The organism is Myxococcales bacterium (assembly GCA_012517325.1).
GTDB lineage: Bacteria > Lernaellota > Lernaellaia > Lernaellales > Lernaellaceae > JAAYVF01.
Genome location: JAAYVF010000105.1, coordinates 1 through 20,039 on the forward strand (window position 1 = coordinate 1; position 20,039 = coordinate 20,039).

Here is a 20,039-nt window from a genome sequence, read left to right on the forward strand (position 1 = left end):
CACCTTTACGCCTTGCGGAAAGGTGTGGTCTGTACTTTCCCGTGCGATATCATTTATTTTCTAGAAAATGATCAACCTTCCACAAAAACACCTTCGCCATTTCAACATTCCCGGTCACAGCCATGCTTTGACTTTTTCTTGCTATCGACAATTGCCATTATTGACAAAAGATCGAACACGTCACTGGTTAATGGATGCCGTGGAAAGAGCTTGCCTGAAGCACGATTATCGCCTCTTGGCCTACGTCATCATGCCGGAGCATATTCACCTGCTGGTTGCACCTAACAAGGATATTTATGATATCGCCAAATTCCTGCAATCGGTAAAACAACCCGTCGCGGTAAAAGCCAGGAATTGGCTGCGTCAAAATGATTTGCGTTGGCTGGAACGATTGACAATCATGTCGGCAAACGGGAAAAAACATTTTCAATTCTGGCAACAAAGTGGTGGGTATGATCGAAACTTACTCCAAGAACCGATGGTTCAAAAAATTATCGACTACATTCATGGCAACCCAGTTCGTAAAAATTTGGCGTCACGCACGACGGATTGGAAATGGTCGAGCGCACGTTGGTATGCGGCTGATTGTGAGGGAAGCATTTTTACTATCCTTGAGAAATGAAAAATCAACCAACTATCAGAAACATAACGAACCACACCTTCAACCTCGTTCCTCGGTTGAAGGTGTGGTCCGTCGGGAGAGGCCAATAACCGCGAATGAGGGTCACGATTTAAAACTGATATTTTCTTCCCATTTGTGTTCATTCGTGTTTATTCGTGGCTCCAATTTTGTCTTTTTTCGATAAAACCACCTGGGTTTTTAACCACGAATACACGCGAATGAACGCGAATAAGACAAAATTAGTGGAGAATGTTTCACCACACCTTCCACCTCGTTCCTCGGTTGAAAGTGTGGCACATCGGGAGCTGCCGACCTTTCATCTTTTTTATTCCGCGGAAAACGGGAGAATGGCGGGAGGCAGAAAAATCCCGAAGCGGACCGCGATCCGCTTCGGGATTGGTTGCCGGAAAACTTCGGTCAACGCGGGAAGACGTTCTTGCCGATCCACCGCGCCTGGGAACCCAGTTCTTCTTCGATCCGGAGCAGTTCGTTGTACTTGGCCAGGCGTTCACTGCGGCTGGCGCTGCCGGTCTTGAGTTGGCCGGTGCTGCACGCCACGGCGAGGGTCGCCAGGAACGTGTCGCTGGTTTCGCCGCTGCGGTGGCTGACGACCTGGGTGAACCCGGCTTCGCGGGCCATGTTGATGACGTCGAGCGTCTCGGTCAGCGTGCCGATCTGATTGAGTTTGATCAGGATGGAATTGGTGATCTTTTCGTCGATGCCGCGCTTCAGACGGGTCGGGTTGGTGACGAACAGATCGTCGCCGACCAGTTGCACCTTATGACCCAGTTCGACGGTCAGTTGTTTCCAACCGGCCCAATCGTCCTCGGCCAGGCCGTCCTCGATCGAGATGATCGGGTACTTGGCGATCCAACCCTTGTACAGGTTGATGACGTCGGCCGCCGAAACCTTCAGCATCTTTTCGGCCGGCAGCGAATAGGCGCCGTCCTCGAACATGCCACTGGCCGCCACGTCCAGGGCGATGAAGACATCGACACCGGGTTTGTACCCCGCCTTTTCGATCGCCTTCACCACGAGCTGCAGCGCCTCTTCGTTCGAGGTGCAATTGGGCGCGAAGCCGCCTTCGTCGCCGACGCCCGTCGCGTAACCCTTTTCGGTCAGCACTTTTTTCAGGGTGTGGAACACCTCGGCGCCGTAGCGCAGCGCCTCGCGGTAGCAGGGCGCGCCGGCCGGCACGATCATGAATTCCTGCACGTCGACGTTGTTCGCCGCGTGGGCGCCGCCGTTGAGGATGTTCATCATCGGCACCGGCAGCAAGGTCGCGCTGTCGGAATGGGCGATCGACTGGTAGAGCGGCACGCCGGCCACTTGCGCCGCCGCCCGGGCCGCCGCCAGCGACACGCCGAGAATGGCGTTGGCGCCGAGATTGCCTTTGTTCGGGGTGCCGTCGAGGTCGATCATCAATTTGTCGAGCGCGGCCTGGTCGGACACCGATTGGCCGACGACCGCCTTGGCGATGATTTCGTTGACGTTGTTGACCGCCTTGAGTACGCCTTTGCCCAGGTAACGGCCTTTGTCGCCGTCACGCAGTTCGAGCGCTTCGTGAACGCCCGTGCTGGCGCCGGACGGAACGGCCGCGCGAGCCATGACGCCGGTGTCGGTCCAGAGATCCACCTCCACGGTGGGGTTGCCGCGGCTGTCGAGAATTTCGCGCGCGAGGATGCGGGTGATTTTCGCCATCGTCTACTCCTTGTGAATGTGAGGCAAAGCCGCCTTGCGGATAGTCAACATAGACATAACGCCTTTTTTCGTGCCGGCAAGGATTACCGTCGAATTAACCTTCATCGGTCAACTTTCGAATACCTTTTTCGCGGCGCGGATGATCAGGTCGATTTCCGCTTCCTGAATCACCAGCGGCGGCGCGAAACGAATCGTGGTTTCGTGGGTTTCTTTGCAGAGAATGCCCTCGGCCTGCAGGGCTTCGCAAGCCGAACGGGCCGTCCATTTGCCGGCTTTCAATTCCACCGCCAGCAAGAGGCCCTTGCCGCGCACTTCTTTAATCTGCGGGCAGGCGATGGCCTGCAACCCCGCCTTGAGCCGTTCGCCCAATTGCCGGGCGCGTTCGGCCAGATTTTCTTCGACCAGGATGCGCATCGCTTCGCGTGAAACCGCGCAAGCCAGCGGGTTGCCGCCGAAGGTCGAGCCGTGTTCGCCGGGCCGGAACAAGCCGAGCACCTCGGCCGAGCCCACACAGGCGCTGATCGGCAGTATGCCGCCACCCAGGGCCTTGCCGAGGGTGATCAGGTCGGGTTTGGCGTCCTCGTGCATCCAGGTGAACATTTTTCCGGTGCGGGCCAGGCCGACCTGGATTTCGTCGAAGATCAGCAGCACCTGGCGCTTCGTGCAGATTTCACGGATTTTTTTCAGGTAGCCCGCCGGCGGCACCATCACGCCCGCCTCGCCCTGGATCGGCTCGACGAGAAAAGCCACGGTGTTCTCGTCGATGGCTTTTTCCAGCGCCGCGGCGTCGCCGAAGGGAATGGTTTCAAAGCCCGGCGTGAACGGGCCGAAGTCTTCCTTGTAAAGATCGTCGGTCGAAAAGCTGACGATGGTCGTGGTGCGGCCGTGAAAGTTTTCGCGGCAGGTGATGATTTTCGCCTGGTAGCGCGGGACGCCTTTCACCCGATAGCCCCACTTGCGGGCGGCTTTGAGGGCGGTTTCCACGGCTTCGGCGCCGGTGTTCATCGGCACCGCCATTTCCATTTTGCACAATTCACACAATTCCTTGGCCCAGGGACCGAACTGATCGTTGTGAAACGCGCGGCTGGTCACGGCCAGTTTGTCGGCCTGTTCCTTTAAAGTCTTCAGCAACCGCGGATGGCCGTGGCCGTGCGAGACGGCGGAGTAGGCGGAGAGGCAATCGAGATACCGTTTGCCTTCCACGTCGGTCATCCAGACTCCTTTAGCTTCGGAAATTACTACGGGAAGAGGTTTGTAATTGTGAGCGCTGTACTGGTTGGTCAGATGGATTATTTCTTGTGTTTTACTCATCGCTGTCACCTCGGTTCGAGTATTCACTTGGCTCGGGGCGACGTTAAACGGGCTCACGGCAACTGTCAACTCACTGAAAATCGAATCATTTCAATAAGTTGATAAAAAATTGGGTCGAGCGGACGAGCGGTGGAGACGCTAGGCGATCATCCCCGCGGAACGCAACAACAAGACAAACAACACCTGGATGCCGGCTAGGCCGACCGTGCCGACGATGCCGGCGGCAATGCCGGCAAGGATGGAACCCAATTCCGCATCCTCGGCGGGGCGGCGGATGGAAATCAGATACTCTTTCACCAGGTTGCGGAAAAACACCCCCGACGAATAACCGCCCAGGACGGTCGGAAAGAGCATCAGCAGAAGGACGATCTTGTAGATGGGAAAGGCCAGGATCGTTAAAAACCCGACCATGATCAACAAGACCGAGATAATGAAGAAACGCAGGTAGCGTTTACGATTCAAACGGAGTTGATCGAAAATACCCGGTATTGTTTCCGCCATGTTCGCCTATCAACGCTGGTGGATGCGTTTGATTTCGTCCTTGGCCTCGCTGCATTCGTGATTCAGTTCCAACGCCTTGACGAAATGCAGCTCGGCGAATTCGTATTGCTTCATCGCCGCGTAGATCTTTCCCAGGTAGAGAAAGTGCAAGTACCGCCCGGGGTTGATCCGCATTCCCTTGCGGATGATCTGTTCGGACTGATTGACGCGATTGTTGTCGGCTTCATCGTTGAAAATCGCCCAGCCCAGCAAAGCATAAGCATCGGCGTTATTCTCGTCCAGGTCCAGCGCCTTGGTCAGGAACCGGCGCGCTTCGGTCCAGTTGCCGTCGTCCAGCAGATAACCGGCTTGCTTGATCAGGTCTTCGGGATTGCTGTAGTCGTCGACGTCCATGAACAAGCTGCTGTCGGGCTCGGGCTCCTCGGCGCTGAATTCCTCGGTTCCGAAGGCGTCCGTTTCCGCTCCGAAGCCCAGATCGTCGGCGATCGCCGATTTTTTCTCGGCCGGCGACGCCGGGGGTTCGAGCGTCGCGTCGCCGAACAAATCGTGACCGGTCGGCGTTTCGGCCGCCCGAGCGACGGGCGCCTGAGCAAAAGGATCGACCACCGGGGCTTCGGGACGGATCGATTCGCGACGGGGCGGCGTTGCCGCGCCAAGGCTCTGATCGACCTTGGAAACGAAATCGGCTTCGACCGTCTGTTTGGCCGGCTTGGCCGGTTTGGCGACGCGCGCCGGGCGTTCGGGCTCTTCGAAATCCTCGAACTCGTCGTCTTTCTGGACTTCCTCGCGAATGCGGTCGACGCTGGCCATCGCCTCGGCGATCAGGTCGTTGGAAATGCTGATTTCAAAGCCGCCGCCGGCCGTCCGCGGGGTGCGCTTTTCCTTGGCCATTTTCGTGATGCGGTCGCTGCGGAACGCTTCGGGGAAGCCGACCATTTCCAGTAGGTACAACGCGTAAAGCACCTTGTAGGCGATGCGTTTGTTCATGTTGGCCAGGGAAACGATCTGGCGCAGCGTCCGTTCGCCGTTGACCAGATTGTAAATCCGGACTTCCGCCGGCCCGAGTTTCAGGTCCTCGATTTTGTAACGGCCGGCAAAGCGTTTGACGATGATATCTTCCTTCCGGCCGCGGAATTCCACGGGCGGACGGTCCAGCGGCAAATAAAAACGGATGCCGCGATACAGCAGGTTCGGGAAGCTGATATTCAGAATCCGGTGTTCCTCGCCGATGATTTCGCCCTCGCGGAAGAAAAATTCCCCCTCGGCCCACAAAAAGAGCTTGAACAATTTTTCGGTGACCTGCTTGTTCAATGCTTCGTAAAGTTCGTGCGGCGAGAGATGGCCCTTTTCGACCAGATAGGCGCCCTGCTTGGTTTTATCCTGCCGGCAATTGTCGACCGATTCGTCGTTTATTTCCTTTGAGATTTTGCCTTCCTTGACCAGGTAATCGCCCAGCGACATGTCCGGGAAATACGAACTGGTGACGTAGACGATCTCCCCGCGATCGAAGTGAATGTGAACCTTTCGTTTGCCCTGGCTCAACGCCAAAATACCGCTTTTGCCGGCCTGATTGATGAAGTTCAGGACCTTGGCGAACGGCACTTGGGTCAACGATCCTTTCACATATCCGTCACGGATCGTGGATTCAGGCATAGTCTCCCCCATTCATTGAAACTCACGATGTGCGCGATAAATCGCTCCTCCCCTAATTAGAGTCATCCTAAAGGGGTAATGGCAGTCGTGTCAACGGGAGATACCTGCCGATGAATCCATCCGGAAAGAATTTTTCCCGTCGGAAGGAAAAACCGGAACCCAACCGTTAACGGCGAGGGCTTGCCCGGAGGTTGCCAACGTTTATATTGTTAATTGGAATTATCGAACGGGATGAAAAACATGAAGACCTGGCGATTTTTGGTTTTGATTTCGTTGCTGCTTTCGCTCGCGTTGCTCGTTTCCTGCGGCGGATCCGATGACGAAAAAAAAGCGTCCGTGCCGAAAAACGACAATCCGGGCGGCATTTCCGACGATGACGCGGCCGACGACGACACCACCGCCGACGATGACGACGATACCTCGTCGGACGAAATCAACGTGGTGATGATCACGCGCAACGTCTCGGATGTCCCCGCTTATGAAACCATGCTGGAATCGTACAAGCTTCGGTTCTCGTCGATCCTGGAAGACGAAATAGCCACCACCGATTTTTCATCCGCCGATGTCCTTTTTGTCGACACCAGTTGCCGGTGGTACTCGGCCGCCGACGTCACGACGATCGATGAGACGGGCCTGCCAATCCTGGGAGTCTTCGAGGGCGGCGGCTACCTCTTCAACGGGTTGGGGCTTTACGCCGGTTGGGACAACGGTTTTACCGAGTTCGACGTGACCGATACCGTCGTCCAGGACGCCAGCCATCCGGTTTTCACGAAGCCCTACGGCCTTAATGTGACGAACGGCGAAACGATCGCCTTGTTTGCATCCGGCGTACGCCTGCATTATTTGGATGCGTTGGATGCTCCGGCCGATGTGACCTTGCTCGCCAACCGCCCGGTCGGCACCGATTATTCAGGCATCGTCCTTCAGAAAAAGATCTATATTTATTGGGGCTACGAAATGTCGCCCAACCTGCTGACCGCAAATGGCGCCAAATTGTTAATCAATAGCCTTTATTATTTGGCAGGGGTTGGAAACGCCAACTCACAATGATTTGATTCTGCAATCAACTCCTTCTCCAATTCAAACATTGTAAATTATAATCTGTATATTCATGTATCATTGTCGATCAATGGCCAGTTAATCTTATCTGTTTTATACGTTTGATGGTTAATTTTGGCTGTTAATATAGATCAATGTTGCTTTTATGCTATCTATAATGTTGTTTTGGCTGATAGGAAGGTAATTGTAAGTGAAAAAAAATGATTTCAATTTATGCAATGAAGATTTGCGGAGGTAGAAATGCTCAATGAAATGGTTTGAATTGAATCGTGGAAAATTTGAAGTAGATAACTGCTTATATTGATTGCTATGGATAGCAAATGGCAACTGGAATATAGAATGCCGGCTGTTTTGTGGTCTTTCTTGTGCTTATAAATGTATTTTAGTTATCAATAAGTTCATTTTTCATGCACTGCTTGCTCAGTGCTTTCTATCTGGCCATAAATGCGCTAATATATTGAATTTTTAGCGAATCCATCCCATATAACGACCTTGCCAATAAGTCAGTAGGTAACCGACGCCGGTAAAACGATAGGTCGGACCGCCGCGCTGTGTGGTGGTTCCGTGAGGCGACCAGGTCCATTCGTACTCGACCGCCGGGCGTGATTCCATCCCGACCCACGAATTCTCAGGCCAGGTCTGATTGATTTTTCGGAACCAAAGGCCGTTTTCTAATAAGTCCGGGTCGAAATCGTTCAATTCCGCCAGGGCGCGGGCCGCGCCGCCCGAATCGGGCACATGCATCTGGTGGGTGAAATTGGCGGCCGTGTTCCCGAACAAGAACGAACCCTGGTACACGTATTCCAAGGCCCAGATCCAGCGATGAAACGCCGCCGGATCGTCGAGGTACTCGAAGAGGTGCGCGTAACCGCTGTCCTGGAAATGCTGCCCTTCGTATTTTTGCGCGATGAAGTGCATGGCGTAGTGATAGAAGATCGCGCGGATATCGAGATACTCGACGTAGGTCTGCCGGCGGAACTCGCGGAGGTAGCGTTCGTTGCCGGTGACGTGCCAGGCGATGAGCAGGAAATCGGCGGCCAGTTCGGGCGCCGCGAGCAGATTGCCGTAGGTGGTCGGCTGGCCGTCGAACTGGACGACGTGCAGGTGGTGATCGAGGATGTCGCCCATAATGGCCTCGGTGATCGATCGCACTTCCTCGCGTTCCGTTTCATCGGCCGCCAGGTCGTAAAAAGTCGCCAGCCCGTGAAAATACCCCGAAAGCTGATCCACACTGACGTCGCCGATCCAATAGATTTCCTTGGTCGGGTGCTTGTACCAGCGCTTGATCGTGTCGGCGCCCGGTTCGACCGGGTCGGTCTGATCGTACAGGTAGCGCGACCAGTTGCGGACCACTTCGCCGCGCTTGGGCGTGACGTCGGCCATCCGCAGCAGCGCCTTCCAGAGGGCTTTCGCCGAGGCGAGGGCGTCGGGATCGCCGGTCACCGCATAACGATAACTCTCGACGCTGAGAAAAAGGCCCGTCAGCCAGCAGGTGTCTTCCTGCCAGACGTTGCCGAACAGATTGACCGGAATCTGGCCGTCGAGAACCGTGGCGAGTTGTCCGTCACGCAGCGTATTGCCGAGCAGATGCTCGCGCACCGCTTCGGCCTTGGCCAGCAATTCCGGTTCGCCGACGGCGGAAATGCCGTGCAGCGAACCGTCGGCGTTGCGCCAGTAATCCCAGCCGAAACCGACGCGCCCCGCGGCGTCGACCGTCGCCTGGGAGTCGATCGTCAGGTCGTCGAGCGGCCCGAAGGCGGTGCGCATTCGGTCGCCGCCCAGCGAGTCGTACAAATCGACCTGCGTCCAGAGGGCGAACGAGCCGCCCAGCGCTTCCCGGCCCTCGGTCAGCATGTCCAAATCCTGCATCGCGCCGGCCAGGTCGTTCAGGTGCGAACCGAGGCGCATCGCCACCAGGACGATGTCGATCCCGGCCGTCTTCAAGGCGTCGACCACGCGGATCGTCCATGTCCGGCGGTAATCGCCGTCGTCGATCCAGTCGAGGAAAAAGCCCATCGTGCCGTGGTGGCGCCAGACTTCCTGCAGCACGCGGTATTCCGGAAAACCGGGATAGCGCACGGTCATCAGGACCTGCCAGTCGGCGCGCGCGCGGCGCACGGCCCCGACGATCCGGGTCACCAGAAGCGTCTCGTTTTCGTCGGGCGCCGGCACGAATTCGTAGGGGATGTACACGCCGCGCAGCGCGGCGGAATCGCCGTAGCGGCCGGCCAGTTCGGCGACGAGCGTTTCGACGCGGGCCGCTTCGGGCTCGATCGGGTCGGCGTAAAACTCGCCGACCCGCCGCTCGGCCGACAATCCCAGGTAAACCGTCAACCCGCGGGCCGCGGCCAGTTCCAGCAACACGGCTAACGGATCGGTTTCGGCCATCGAGACGAAAGGAACGAACGCGTCGGACGGGTAGGTGACGCGGTCCTGGCGGGCGGTCCAGCGCCAGATCAGGCCGCCGACGTTTTCGTTTCGCATCGCGTCCAATTCGGCCGCCATGTCGTCGCGTGTTTTGTCGAGCCAGTAGATCGGATCGACGATCACCAAATCCAACGGCGGCAGCGTCGGCGCGGCGCTGTCGTTGTCATCGTCATCGTTATCGTCATTGTCGTCGTCATCACCCTGGTCGGCGGAAGAATCGTCATCGGAATCCGTTTCGCAGGCCGCGAGGGAGAAAAGGAGGGCCACGAGCAGCGCGACGAACCACAAGCGGAAAAGCTGGCCGGTGTTATTCATGGGCGCGCTCCTCGATCCAGGAAAAGTGGATGTCCCAGTCGCCGCTCCGTGCGTCCTGCCAGACGAGCGCGCGGCCGGCGAGGTCGGGCCGATCGCGGAGGGTCACTCCGGCGTAGTCGTCCCATTGCGTATCGGCGGCGGGCCAGTCCCAAGGTGAAGTGGCGACGACTCCCTGGATGGTGTAATCGCCCACGCTACGGTCGTCGGACCAGGCGACGAGCAGCGCGGTGCCGTCGAAGGCGGCGGTCGGGTACTGCTGGTTCAATTGCAGTTCGCTGTTGACCCGCGTCGCCGTCGACCAGGTCAGGCCGCCGTCTTCGCTCAGGGCGAGGTAAACGTCGTTGCACCGGCCGGAACTGTAGACCAGCGAGGGATCCTGGCCGGCCGCGCTTTCGGCGGCGTCGTTCCAGACGACCGCGATCCGGTCGCCGGCGGCCGCCACGCGGGGAAAGTCGGCCCGCGCGCCCTCGTCGAGATCCAAGCGGATGGGCTCGTCCCAGGTGACGCCGCCGTCGCGGCTGACCCGCGCCCAGATGCGCCGGCTCAAGTCGAACCAGACCGCCACCGCGCCGTCCGTCGTGGCCGCGATTTCGGGAAACAAGGCGAACACGTCGTCGGCCGGGTTGAGCGTCGTTTCGTCGGCAAACGTCAGGCCGCCGTCGCGGCTGACCGCGGCGCGCACGTCCCACCGGATGCCGCTGTCCTCGGCCGTCGAACGGCGGTTGTCGGCCCAGGCCAGGTAGATCGTTCCGTCGTCGCCGACGGCGATCGACGGTTCGACCTGTGTGCCCGAAACGGCGGCCGGCGCCAGGCGCGGAGCAGCGAACGAAGCGCCATGATCCTCGCTGACCGCCAGGTAGAGGTCGTAATCGGCTTCGTTTCGCCAATCGGCCCAAACCAGATAAAGGTCGCCGCCCGGCGCCACGGCGAGGTCCGGCGCGATCTGGTCGAACGGCGCCGGTTCGTCGGGCATGACCGAGGGCTCGAAACTGAGGCCGCCGTTTTCGCTGACCGCGAGCCGCACGTCGGCTTGGAACGTCGAGCCGTCTTGCCAGACGACGTAGACCGTTTCGCCATCGACGGCGATGGCGGGCAGGGTCTGATCGTGCAAGGTGACGTCGTTGACGAGGGTGGCGGCGCCGGCGACGCCGGCATACAGACAGGCAAACAACAGCAAAAGTATACGTTGCATGAGGGACGATCCATTTTCAGGGTTGCCGAAAAATCATTAACATATTTTCTTGGAGAATCACAATCTTTATTCTTGCCAAATCGGCAAACGATGGTATATTTAATATTATTACATCCTATTGAGTTTCATCATCCCGACATTTTTATAGCAACGGATTTACCCGGAGATTGGAGAGGAATCTGATGGACATCGCGTTTCATTATTGTTGCGTCAAGGTATTGGCCGTCAAAGCAGGTTTTTTGCCCGAGGAAGCGCAGATCATCGCGTACGCCTCGCAGTACACCGACGATGCGACCGAATGGCAGCCGTTGCGGGTCAACGGTCTGCCGGCGATTCCGGGTTTGCGGGTCGATGCGGAAGGGCGGTTCGATCCCATCTGCACCGCGCATTATTCGCCGAAGGAAGCGATTTTGCCGAACATGGAGATGCAGAAAAAGGTATACGTGCCCTTTCACTTTTTACCGCCCTTTTCCAAAAGTCAGCCGACCGCCCAGGGATTCTTCGATTATCTGGTCGCTCCCGATTCGCCACTCGCCCGCGAACTGGTGGTCGCCGCCCGCGAAAAAAACGACGGTCCGCGCGAACTGCAATTGATCCGCCTGGGCGTGGCGCTGCATACCTTCGCCGACACCTGGGCGCACCAGGGTTTTTCCGGCCGCAATTGCCAGCCCGACAACGACATCGATTGCATCGAGGTGTTTCGACCCGGTGGCGAATGGGACACCGTTTTCAGCCTGACCAACAACATGGTGCCGATGGGGCACCTGCAGGCGCAGACCTACCCCGATCGAAGCCAGACGACGTGGAAATTCACCCGGCAAAGCGACGCGGCGCAAGTGGTCCGTAAAAACAGCGATATTTTTCTGGCGGCGGCCGGGCGGGTTTACGAGGAACTGCAAAAAACGCCGCGGGCGGGCGAGGCGGCGGATTGGGAGTCTTTCAAAAATCGAATCGCGGCCGTATTTTCCATCCCGCCGACCGCGGGCGCGAAGGTCATCGGCGCTTTGGATGTCATTCTGGATAAAATCGGCCTGGCGAACCTGGTCGAAAAGGCGCGCGAAAAATGCCTGCAAAAATGGGCTGAAGCGTTTCCCGAGGTGTCTTTCGCCTACGACGCGAAGGAATGGCGGCGGCTCGGCCTGAACGGCCGCCATCACCGCTGGGATAACCTGCGGGCGGAAGACTACCAAACATTGGTTTACGACTACGCCGGAAATCCCCGCTTTTTCCATTTTCACGTTGCGGCGAAAGAGCAGCGGGATTTCGTGCACGCCAACGTCCGTGTGGACCTGCGGTAATATAGGATAGAAACGATCGACTAATAATTATCGGCCGGCGCCGGCCGCGCGGTCCCTTGACCCCCCGTCCCCATAAGGTTATAAACACCTTTCTTTTAAGGGGTTTATTCCGACTCTCAACCCGTGGATTAGAGGCAAACGATGTCCGTGCAAGTGGAAAAGATTTCGCCGATCAAAACGCGCGTCACCCTGACCATCGAGGCCGCGGCCGTCAGTCAGGAAATGGAAAAGGTCTTCAAGCAGGTGCGCCATGAGGCGCGCATCCCCGGCTTCCGCCCCGGCAAGGCGCCCATCGCCATGGTGAAACGCCGCTTCGGCGCCTACGCCGAGGAAGAGGTCAAGCACAATCTGGTCAACGAACGCCTGCCGCAGGTGCTCGAGGAGCAGAAAATCCGGTTGTTGGGCCGTCCGGAACTGGAAAAAGAAGAGCTGGACGAGGCCGGCAATCTGGTGGTTTCCGCCGTCATGGAAACCTGGCCCGACATCGAGCTGGGCGAGTACAAAGGCCTGGAAATCAAGCGGGAAAAGGCCGAGGTGATGCCGCAGGCGGTCGACACCCGGTTGGACATGATGCGCGAACAACTCGCCACGCACACCGACATCACCGATCGCGACACGGCCGAGGCCGCGGATCACGTGCGCATCGACTTCAAGGGCACGAAGAACGGCGAAGCGGTGCGCGGCGGCGCGCACGAGAATTTCCTGCTGGATTTGGGCAGCCACACGTTCATTCCCGGCTTTGCCGAGGGCGTGGTCGGCATGAAAGTGGGCGAAACCAAGGTGCTGTCACTGGAATACCCCGCCGGCGCCGGCCGCGAGGATCTCGCCGGCCAGACCGTCGATTACGAAGTGATCCTGAAGGCCATCGTGAAGAAGGAACTGCCCAACCTGGACGACGAATTCGCCCATGACACCGGCCAGGCCGACACCCTGGAGGAACTGCGGCAGAAGATCCACGACGACATTCTGGCGGGCGAGGAAGCGCGGACGCGGCGCAACGCGCGCAAGGAAGTCATCGCCAAGCTGACCGAAAAATTCCCGATCGAGGTGCCGCCGGCGATGGTCGACCGGCAGATCGAGCACTTCGTGCGCAACTACAAGATCGAGCTGGCCATGGCCGGCATTCCGATCCAGCGCGACGCCTCCCTCGACGAGGAGTTGCGCAAGCGTTTCGCCGACGACGCGAAAAAGGAAGTGATGTCGTACTTCCTGTTCCAGGCGATCGCCGACAAGGAAGGCATCGCGATCACCGACGACGATCTCGAGGCGCGGTACGAAAAGATGGCCGCGGAACAGAAGCGTTCGGTGGCCGAAGTCGCCGCTTATTACCAGAAAGAAAATATGGTAGAATATCTGCGCGACGAGTTGCTCGACGAACGGATCGTCGATTTGCTGCTCGCGCACGCCCAGACGACCTGGGAGGAGCCGGTGGTGCACGTTCACGATCACGACCATGATCACGACCACGACCACCACGATCACGATCACGAAGCCGGCGAAAAGAAAGACGAATAGCCCCGGGAAAAAAGCTCGATTCGCCGGCGAGGGGCGGATCAGGCGAAGCCGAGCGGAGAGAAAAAACGATGCTGATTCCGATGGTTATCGAACAAACGGGACGCGGCGAGCGGTCGTATGACATTTACAGCCGCCTGCTGAAGGATCGGATCATCCTGCTCGGCCAGCCGATCGACGACGAGGTCGCCAACCTGGTGATCAGCCAGCTTCTCTTCCTCGAATCGGAAGACCCGGATTCCGGCATTTCGCTGTACCTCAACAGCCCCGGCGGTTACGCCAGCGCCTGTCTGGCCATTTACGACACGATCCAGTTCATCAAGAGCCCGGTCAGCACCCTGTGCGTCGGGCAGGCCTCCTCGATGGCCGCGGTGCTCCTGGCCGCCGGCGCGAGCGGCAAGCGTTACGCCCTGCCGCACAGCCGGGTGATGCTGCACCAGCCGATCGGCAGTTTTTCCGGCCAGGCCACCGATTTGGAGATCGCGGCGCGGCAGATCGAAAGCTTGCGGCACGCCATCAACCTGATTCTGGCCAAGCACACCCTGCGCGACGTCGAGAAAATCGCCCACGACACCGAGCGCGATTTTTATTTGACCGCCGCCGAAGCGAAGGATTATGGTTTAATCGACGCCGTGCTGGAAAAGCGGCCGGGCGCCCAAACCGACGAGAAGATTGGGAAGATCCGATGAGAAAACGAAACGAGCAAGACGGCAACCACAACCTGTTCTGCTCCTTCTGCGGCAAGAACCAGAAGGATGTCCGCAAGCTCATCGCCGGCCCGAACGTCTACATCTGCGACGAATGCATCGAACTGTGCAACGACATCATCGCCGAGGAAAACCAGTTCGACCAGGAACAGGTCGACACCAGCACCATCCCGGCCCCGCGCGACATCGCCCGGGCGCTCGATGAATACGTCATCGGCCAGACCCAGGCCAAGCGCTCGCTGGCCGTGGCCGTCCACAACCACTACAAGCGCATCTACTACCAGGGCAAAACCGGCGACGTCGAACTCGAAAAAAGCAACATCCTCATGGTCGGCCCGACCGGCAGCGGCAAGACCCTGCTGGCCCGCACCCTGGCCAAGGTGCTGCAGGTGCCCTTCGCCATCGCCGACGCCACCACCCTGACCGAGGCCGGCTACGTCGGCGAGGACGTCGAAAACATCATCCTGGCCCTGCTGCAAAACGCCGACTTCGACATCGAGCGCACCAAGCGCGGCATCATCTACATCGACGAAATCGACAAGATCAGCCGCAAATCCGACAGCCCGTCGATCACCCGCGACGTGTCCGGCGAAGGCGTCCAGCAGGCCCTGCTCAAGATCATCGAAGGCACCGTCGCGCACGTGCCGCCCAAGGGCGGCCGCAAGCACCCGCAACAGGATTTCCTCAATATCGACACGACCAATATCCTGTTCATCTGCGGCGGCGCGTTCCACGGCCTGGAAGAGATCATCCTGCGCCGCATCGGCAAGTCGTCGATCGGCTTCGACGCCGAGGTGAAAAGCACCAAGGAAATGAAAATCGGCGAAATCCTGCAGCAGGCGCAGCCGCAGGATCTGCTCAAATACGGCCTGATCCCCGAATTCGTCGGCCGCCTGCCGGTCGTGGTCACGTTGCACGAACTGACCGAAAACGACCTGATGCGCGTGCTGACCGAACCGCGCAACGCCCTGGTCCGGCAGTACCTCAAACTGTTCGAAATGGAAAAGGTCAACCTGACCTTCACCGACGGCGCCCTGCGCGCCATTTCCCGCGAAGCTCTGCGCCGTCAGTCCGGCGCCCGCGGCCTGCGCTCGATCATGGAAAACACGATGCTGGAGATCATGTACGAGATCCCCAGCCAGGCCAACGTCCGCGAAGTGGTCATCAACGAGGAAGTCGTCAGCAACAAGGAACAGCCGCTGGTCGTCTACGAAAAAAAGGCGGCGCCCGATTAATCGGGCGGGTAGGTAGGCCATGGCGTCATCCAGTCTGGGCGATCTGTTGCGCGAAGGCCGACGAAGCGTTCTGCCCCTGTTACCCCTCCGCGATATGGTGGTTTTTCCCGGCATGGTCGTGCCGCTTTTCGTCGGGCGGTCGCGCTCCATCGCCGCCCTGGACGAAGCCGCGGGCAAGGACAAGCTCATCATGCTGGCGGCGCAAATCGACGCCAAGGACAACGAGCCCGAGGAAAGCGACCTCTATCGCGTCGGCACCGTCGCCAAGATCGTGCAGCTCCTGCGCCTCCCCGACAGCACGGTCAAGGTGCTCGTCGAAGGCAAGGGCCGCGCGCGCATCCGCGATTTCCTCCCCCACACCGACTATTTTCTCGCCTATATCGAGGAACTCGCCAATGAGGAGGACACCACGGTCGAAACCGAGGTGCTGATGCGCGAGGCCCTCAAACAGTTCGACGGCCTGATCAAAATCAACCCGCGCCTGCCGCGCGACCTGCTGAGCCTGCTGGCCTCCATCGAGGATCCAGGCCGGCTCGCCGACGCCGTCGCGCCGCACCTGAGCCTGAAGCTGGCCCAGAAGCAGGAACTGCTGGAAACCCTTGCGCCGGGCGAGCGCCTGCAGAAAATCTTCGGCCTGATTAACGCCGAGATCGAGATCATCCAGGTCGAGCGCAAAATCCGCACCCGCGTCCGCCAACAGATTTCCAGCTCGCAGAAGGAGGCCTACCTCAACGAGCAGATGCGGGCCATCCAGAAGGAACTGGGCGAGCGCGACGAGTTCAAGGCCGAACTGCGCGATCTGGAAGAACGCCTCAAGAAAAAACAGATGAGCGCCGAGGCGACCGAAAAGCTCCAGTCCGAAATGAAAAAACTGCGGATGATGAGCCCGCTGTCGGCCGAGGCCGCGGTGGTGCGCAACTACATCGACACCGTGCTGGCGCTGCCGTGGCAGGAGCGCAGCGAGGAGCCGATCGACCTGGACGAGGCGGCGCGGATTCTCGACGAGGATCACTACGGCCTGGAAAAGGTCAAGGAGCGGATCCTCGAATATCTCGCGGTGCAATTGCTGGTGGGCAAGATGCGGGGGCCGATCCTCTGCCTGGTCGGGCCGCCGGGCGTCGGCAAGACCTCGATCGGCAAGTCGATCGCCCGCGCCGCGCGCCGCAAGTTCGTGCGCGTCAGCCTGGGCGGGGTGCGCGACGAGGCCGAAATCCGCGGCCACCGGCGCACCTACATCGGCTCGATGCCGGGCAAGATCATGAACATGATGAAGCGCGCCGGCGTCAACAATCCCGTCTTCATGCTCGACGAAGTCGACAAGATGAGCAGCGATTTCCGCGGCGATCCGACCAGCGCCCTGCTCGAGGTGCTCGACCCCGAGCAGAACCACGCCTTCAACGACCACTACCTCGACCTCGACTACGACCTGTCGGACGTGATGTTCGTCGCCACCGCCAACACCACCCAGGCCATTCCGGCGGCGCTGCTGGACCGCATGGAACTGATCCGCCTGCCCGGCTACACCGAACACGAAAAACTGGCGATCGCCAAGGGCTTCCTCGTGCCGAAACAGAAGGAAGCCAACGGCCTCAAGGACAAGGACGTCACCTTCACCGACGGCGCGCTGCTGCTGCTCATCCGCCGCTACACCCGCGAGGCGGGCGTCCGCAACCTCGAACGCGAAATCGCCTCGATCTGCCGCAAGGCGGCCCGCCAGGTCGCCCGCGCCGGCCACGAGCAGGAAAAAATCCGCGTCACCGAGGCGAACGTGCCGCGCTTTCTCGGCGTGCACCGCTTCCGCGAACAGCAGCGGGAAGCGCAGAACCTCGTGGGTATCGCCAACGGCCTGGCCTGGACCGAAACCGGCGGCGAACTGCTGGCCGTGGAAGTCGCGGCCATGCCCGGCAGCGGCAAGTTGACCGTCACCGGCCACCTGGGCGAGGTGATGCAGGAAAGCGCCAAGGCCGCGCTGTCCTACGTGCGCCGCCGCAGCCGGATGCTCGGGCTGCCCGACGATTTCTACCAGAAGATCGACGTCCACGTGCACGTGCCCGAGGGCGCCATCCCCAAGGACGGCCCGTCGGCCGGCATCGCCATGACCGCCGCCATCGCCAGCGCGTTGCTGAAATTGCCGGTGCGTTGCGACGTGGCCATGACCGGCGAGGTCACCCTGCGCGGCCGCGTGCTGCCGATCGGCGGCCTGAAGGAAAAATTGATCGCCGCCCGGCGCAACGACATTCGCAAGGTGCTGATCCCGCGCGAGAACGAAAAAGACCTGCGCGATCTGCCCGCCACGGTGCGCAAGCAGTTGGAAATCGTGCTGGTCGACAGCGTGGACGAGGTGCTGCGCCACGCCCTGGCGGTCGAGAATCCCGAGCAGCTTTTCATCGAAAGCCGGGAACTGGCCGAAGAGCCCGCGTCGGTCCTCAACGACCCGGCCGGCGACCGCACCGCCCGCTTGTTGTAAGCGCGCGGCTTTGTCACAATTCGCCTATTGATTACCCCACAATCCGTTTGGCTTCATCCGGGAGATAAGCCGATGAAGAAAGTCCTGGCGATTTTTGGGTTGCTCGCGCTGCTGGCCGGTTCGGCGGCGGCCGCCGGCTTCGTCAGCCAGAGCCCGGCCGTCGACGGCCGCGTCTTTCTGGTGGTGCCCATCGATCTCAACGGCGACGGCCGGCAGGATTTGCTGGTTCCGCACGCCACCGGCGAAAAACCGAACGCCCAGCCGCATCTGGCCGTGTTCCTGGCCCAGCCGGCCGGTTACGCGGCGTCGCCGGATTTCGACCTGACGCTGCCGGCGGACGCCTGCTTGTTCGACGCCGCCGATCTGGACGGCGACGGCCTGCAGGAACTGGTGCTGCTGCGCAAATGGCAGGTGCAGAGTCTGACGCCGCGGGCGGGAACCAGGCCGGAATGGACGACGCTGATCAAGCACGGCACGGGCGTGCTCTTTCCGTCCTTCGACGGCTACGTTCCCTACGAGGATTTCGCCCGCGACTGGAACGGCGACGGGCAGCCGGAGGTCGCCTTTCCCGATTACGGCGTCATGCCCTTCTATGGCCGCGGCGAAAAGGGCGAATGGGCGAAAGTGGGCCAGGTCGCGCTGCACGCGCGCGGGTGGTTGAGTGTTCAGAACCGCGAGACGGACAACGAAATCGGCGACCAGCTTCAGGGGGGCTTCAACCTGCCCAAGCGGATGCTGGTCGTCGGCAAACGCGGCCGCGAGCTTTATTTCACCCAGGGCGAGGAAATCTGGCGCCATCCGCTCGAAAACGGGATGTTTCGCGAAAAGGGCGAGCGGCTGTACTTTCCCTTTCTGACCGAGCAGGAACGGCGCAACGACAACATGAACGTGGTCTCGACCGTGGAGGACCTCAACGGCGACGGCTATCCGGATCTGATTCTGCAAAAGCTGGGCGGCTCGCTGACCAACTTCAAGAGCGCCCTGCGCATTTACGCCGGCAACCCGGCCGGGTTCAACACCACGCCCGCCTACGCGACCGACCGCGACGGCCTGATCGTCATGTTGCGCTATTGGGACGTCACCGGCGACGGCAACAAAGAAATGTTCATGCCGCTGATCGAGGTCGGCTTGATGCAGATGGCGCGGATGCTGACCACGCAGATGCTCAAGGTGAAGATTCAGGTTTACCTGGGCGGCCCCGGCTTCTACGGCAAGGATCCGCAGACGACCCGCGAGATCACCATGAAGATGAATACCGATCGCGGCATCACCTTCGTCGGCTATCCGCCCAACTACGGCGAGGATTTCGACGCCGACGGCCTGCCGGACCTGTTCATGCAGCACGGCAACGGCTTCGCGATCTGGAAGAACCAGGGGAAATTGTCGTTCTCGAACGCGCCGATCATCTCGGCGGCCGTCGAACCCTGGGGCGAAAGCCGCCTGCGCGACCTCAACGGCGATTGCCGCGCCGACTTCTACGCCTGGGACACCGCCGACCCGGCCAAACGCGGCCGCATCCTGGTGCTGTTCAACAAGCCGTGAGATCGGGCTTCCGCCCGCGATGTTGAAGGCCACCGGCGCCTGTCGACCTTGGTGCTTCATGCCGTAGGCATGATTGAAAATAGCCCAGCGTTTCAACGCTGGGTTTTGGTTCGCGCCATTTTTCTTCGTGCCGTAGGTACGTCCGAATGATCTCCCATATTTTTCGTGGTGAATCATGTGTCGAGGCACGTCCCTGACGGGACGAATAAATCCGCGGCGTTCATCCCCAGCGTTGAAACGCTGGGCTAGATTCAATCGTCCCTGACGGGACGTTAGGAAATATCGATAACCTGTTCCATCTTTCCGTGCGCCAGCCGGTAACCACAACGGAAGCCCCGGTGACTAGCCGGCGACTGTAAGAGCGGCTTAGCAGCCGCGATTTCACCTCTCCGCCAAACCCTCCGCCGGATTTGCCGAAACGAATAATTTTCGCTTATTTATCCGTGACTTCCGATTTAACTATGATCGCCAATGGGAGGCCACTCGTAAGTATTAAA

At 59.5% G+C, this 20,039-nt stretch carries 14 protein-coding genes; 8 read left to right on the top strand and 6 right to left on the bottom strand.

Features of this window, described 5'->3' with window-relative positions; all coding sequences use genetic code 11:
* Window positions 1–67: 67 nt before the first annotated feature.
* Entirely contained in the window at window positions 68–622 is a 555-nt protein-coding gene (locus GX444_18060) for a hypothetical protein (GenBank protein NLH50485.1), read from the top strand.
* 417 nt (window positions 623–1,039) lie between these two features.
* Here the strand turns inward: GX444_18060 and eno are convergent, their stop codons facing one another.
* The 4 genes from eno to GX444_18080 all read right to left on the bottom strand — a co-directional run bounded on the left by eno (window position 1,040) and on the right by GX444_18080 (window position 5,788).
* Window positions 1,040–2,323 carry a phosphopyruvate hydratase gene (gene eno, locus GX444_18065; protein NLH50486.1) on the bottom strand — a complete coding sequence of 428 codons (1,284 nt, stop codon included), beginning with the start codon at window positions 2,321–2,323 and terminating at the stop codon, window positions 1,040–1,042.
* A gap of 108 nt (window positions 2,324–2,431) precedes the next feature.
* Window positions 2,432–3,634 (bottom strand): ornithine--oxo-acid transaminase, encoded by a 1,203-nt coding sequence (gene rocD, locus GX444_18070; GenBank protein NLH50487.1) that lies wholly within the window; start codon window positions 3,632–3,634, stop codon window positions 2,432–2,434.
* Between the two features lie 138 nt (window positions 3,635–3,772).
* Entirely contained in the window at window positions 3,773–4,135 is a 363-nt protein-coding gene (locus GX444_18075; GenBank protein NLH50488.1) for a hypothetical protein, read from the bottom strand.
* Between the two features lie 9 nt (window positions 4,136–4,144).
* Window positions 4,145–5,788, bottom strand: a complete 1,644-nt coding sequence (locus GX444_18080; GenBank protein ID NLH50489.1) for a DUF4388 domain-containing protein — start codon at window positions 5,786–5,788, stop codon at window positions 4,145–4,147.
* 240 nt (window positions 5,789–6,028) lie between these two features.
* Between GX444_18080 and GX444_18085 the strand changes: the two genes are divergently transcribed.
* Window positions 6,029–6,838, top strand: a complete 810-nt coding sequence (locus GX444_18085) for a hypothetical protein (GenBank protein ID NLH50490.1) — start codon at window positions 6,029–6,031, stop codon at window positions 6,836–6,838.
* 474 nt (window positions 6,839–7,312) lie between these two features.
* Here GX444_18085 and GX444_18090 read toward each other — a convergent pair whose 3' ends face one another.
* The gene (locus GX444_18090) at window positions 7,313–9,589 is read right to left on the bottom strand and encodes a DUF4434 domain-containing protein (GenBank protein ID NLH50491.1); all 2,277 of its coding nucleotides are present in this window, start codon (window positions 9,587–9,589) and stop codon (window positions 7,313–7,315) included.
* Entirely contained in the window at window positions 9,582–10,781 is a 1,200-nt protein-coding gene (locus GX444_18095; GenBank protein NLH50492.1) for an exo-alpha-sialidase, read from the bottom strand. The genes GX444_18090 and GX444_18095 overlap by 8 nt, the downstream gene beginning before the upstream one ends.
* Before the next feature lie 182 nt (window positions 10,782–10,963).
* On the opposite strand from GX444_18095, the gene GX444_18100 reads away from it, so the two are divergent.
* From GX444_18100 to GX444_18125, 6 genes are all read left to right on the top strand, one after another.
* Window positions 10,964–12,079, top strand: coding sequence for a hypothetical protein (locus GX444_18100; protein ID NLH50493.1), 1,116 nt, complete (start codon window positions 10,964–10,966; stop codon window positions 12,077–12,079).
* A gap of 141 nt (window positions 12,080–12,220) precedes the next feature.
* The gene (tig, locus tag GX444_18105) at window positions 12,221–13,594 is read left to right on the top strand and encodes a trigger factor (protein NLH50494.1); all 1,374 of its coding nucleotides are present in this window, start codon (window positions 12,221–12,223) and stop codon (window positions 13,592–13,594) included.
* Between the two features lie 68 nt (window positions 13,595–13,662).
* A complete protein-coding gene (locus GX444_18110; GenBank protein ID NLH50495.1) occupies window positions 13,663–14,280 on the top strand; it encodes an ATP-dependent Clp protease proteolytic subunit in 618 nt (205 codons plus the stop codon).
* Entirely contained in the window at window positions 14,277–15,533 is a 1,257-nt protein-coding gene (clpX, locus tag GX444_18115; GenBank protein ID NLH50496.1) for an ATP-dependent Clp protease ATP-binding subunit ClpX, read from the top strand. The genes GX444_18110 and clpX overlap by 4 nt, the downstream gene beginning before the upstream one ends.
* A 19-nt stretch (window positions 15,534–15,552) precedes the next feature.
* Window positions 15,553–18,000: an endopeptidase La gene (gene lon / locus GX444_18120; protein ID NLH50497.1), complete on the top strand. Its 2,448-nt coding sequence runs from the start codon at window positions 15,553–15,555 to the stop codon at window positions 17,998–18,000.
* 72 nt (window positions 18,001–18,072) lie between these two features.
* Window positions 18,073–19,542 (top strand): VCBS repeat-containing protein, encoded by a 1,470-nt coding sequence (locus GX444_18125; GenBank protein ID NLH50498.1) that lies wholly within the window; start codon window positions 18,073–18,075, stop codon window positions 19,540–19,542.
* The last annotated feature ends 497 nt before the right edge of the window (window positions 19,543–20,039 follow it).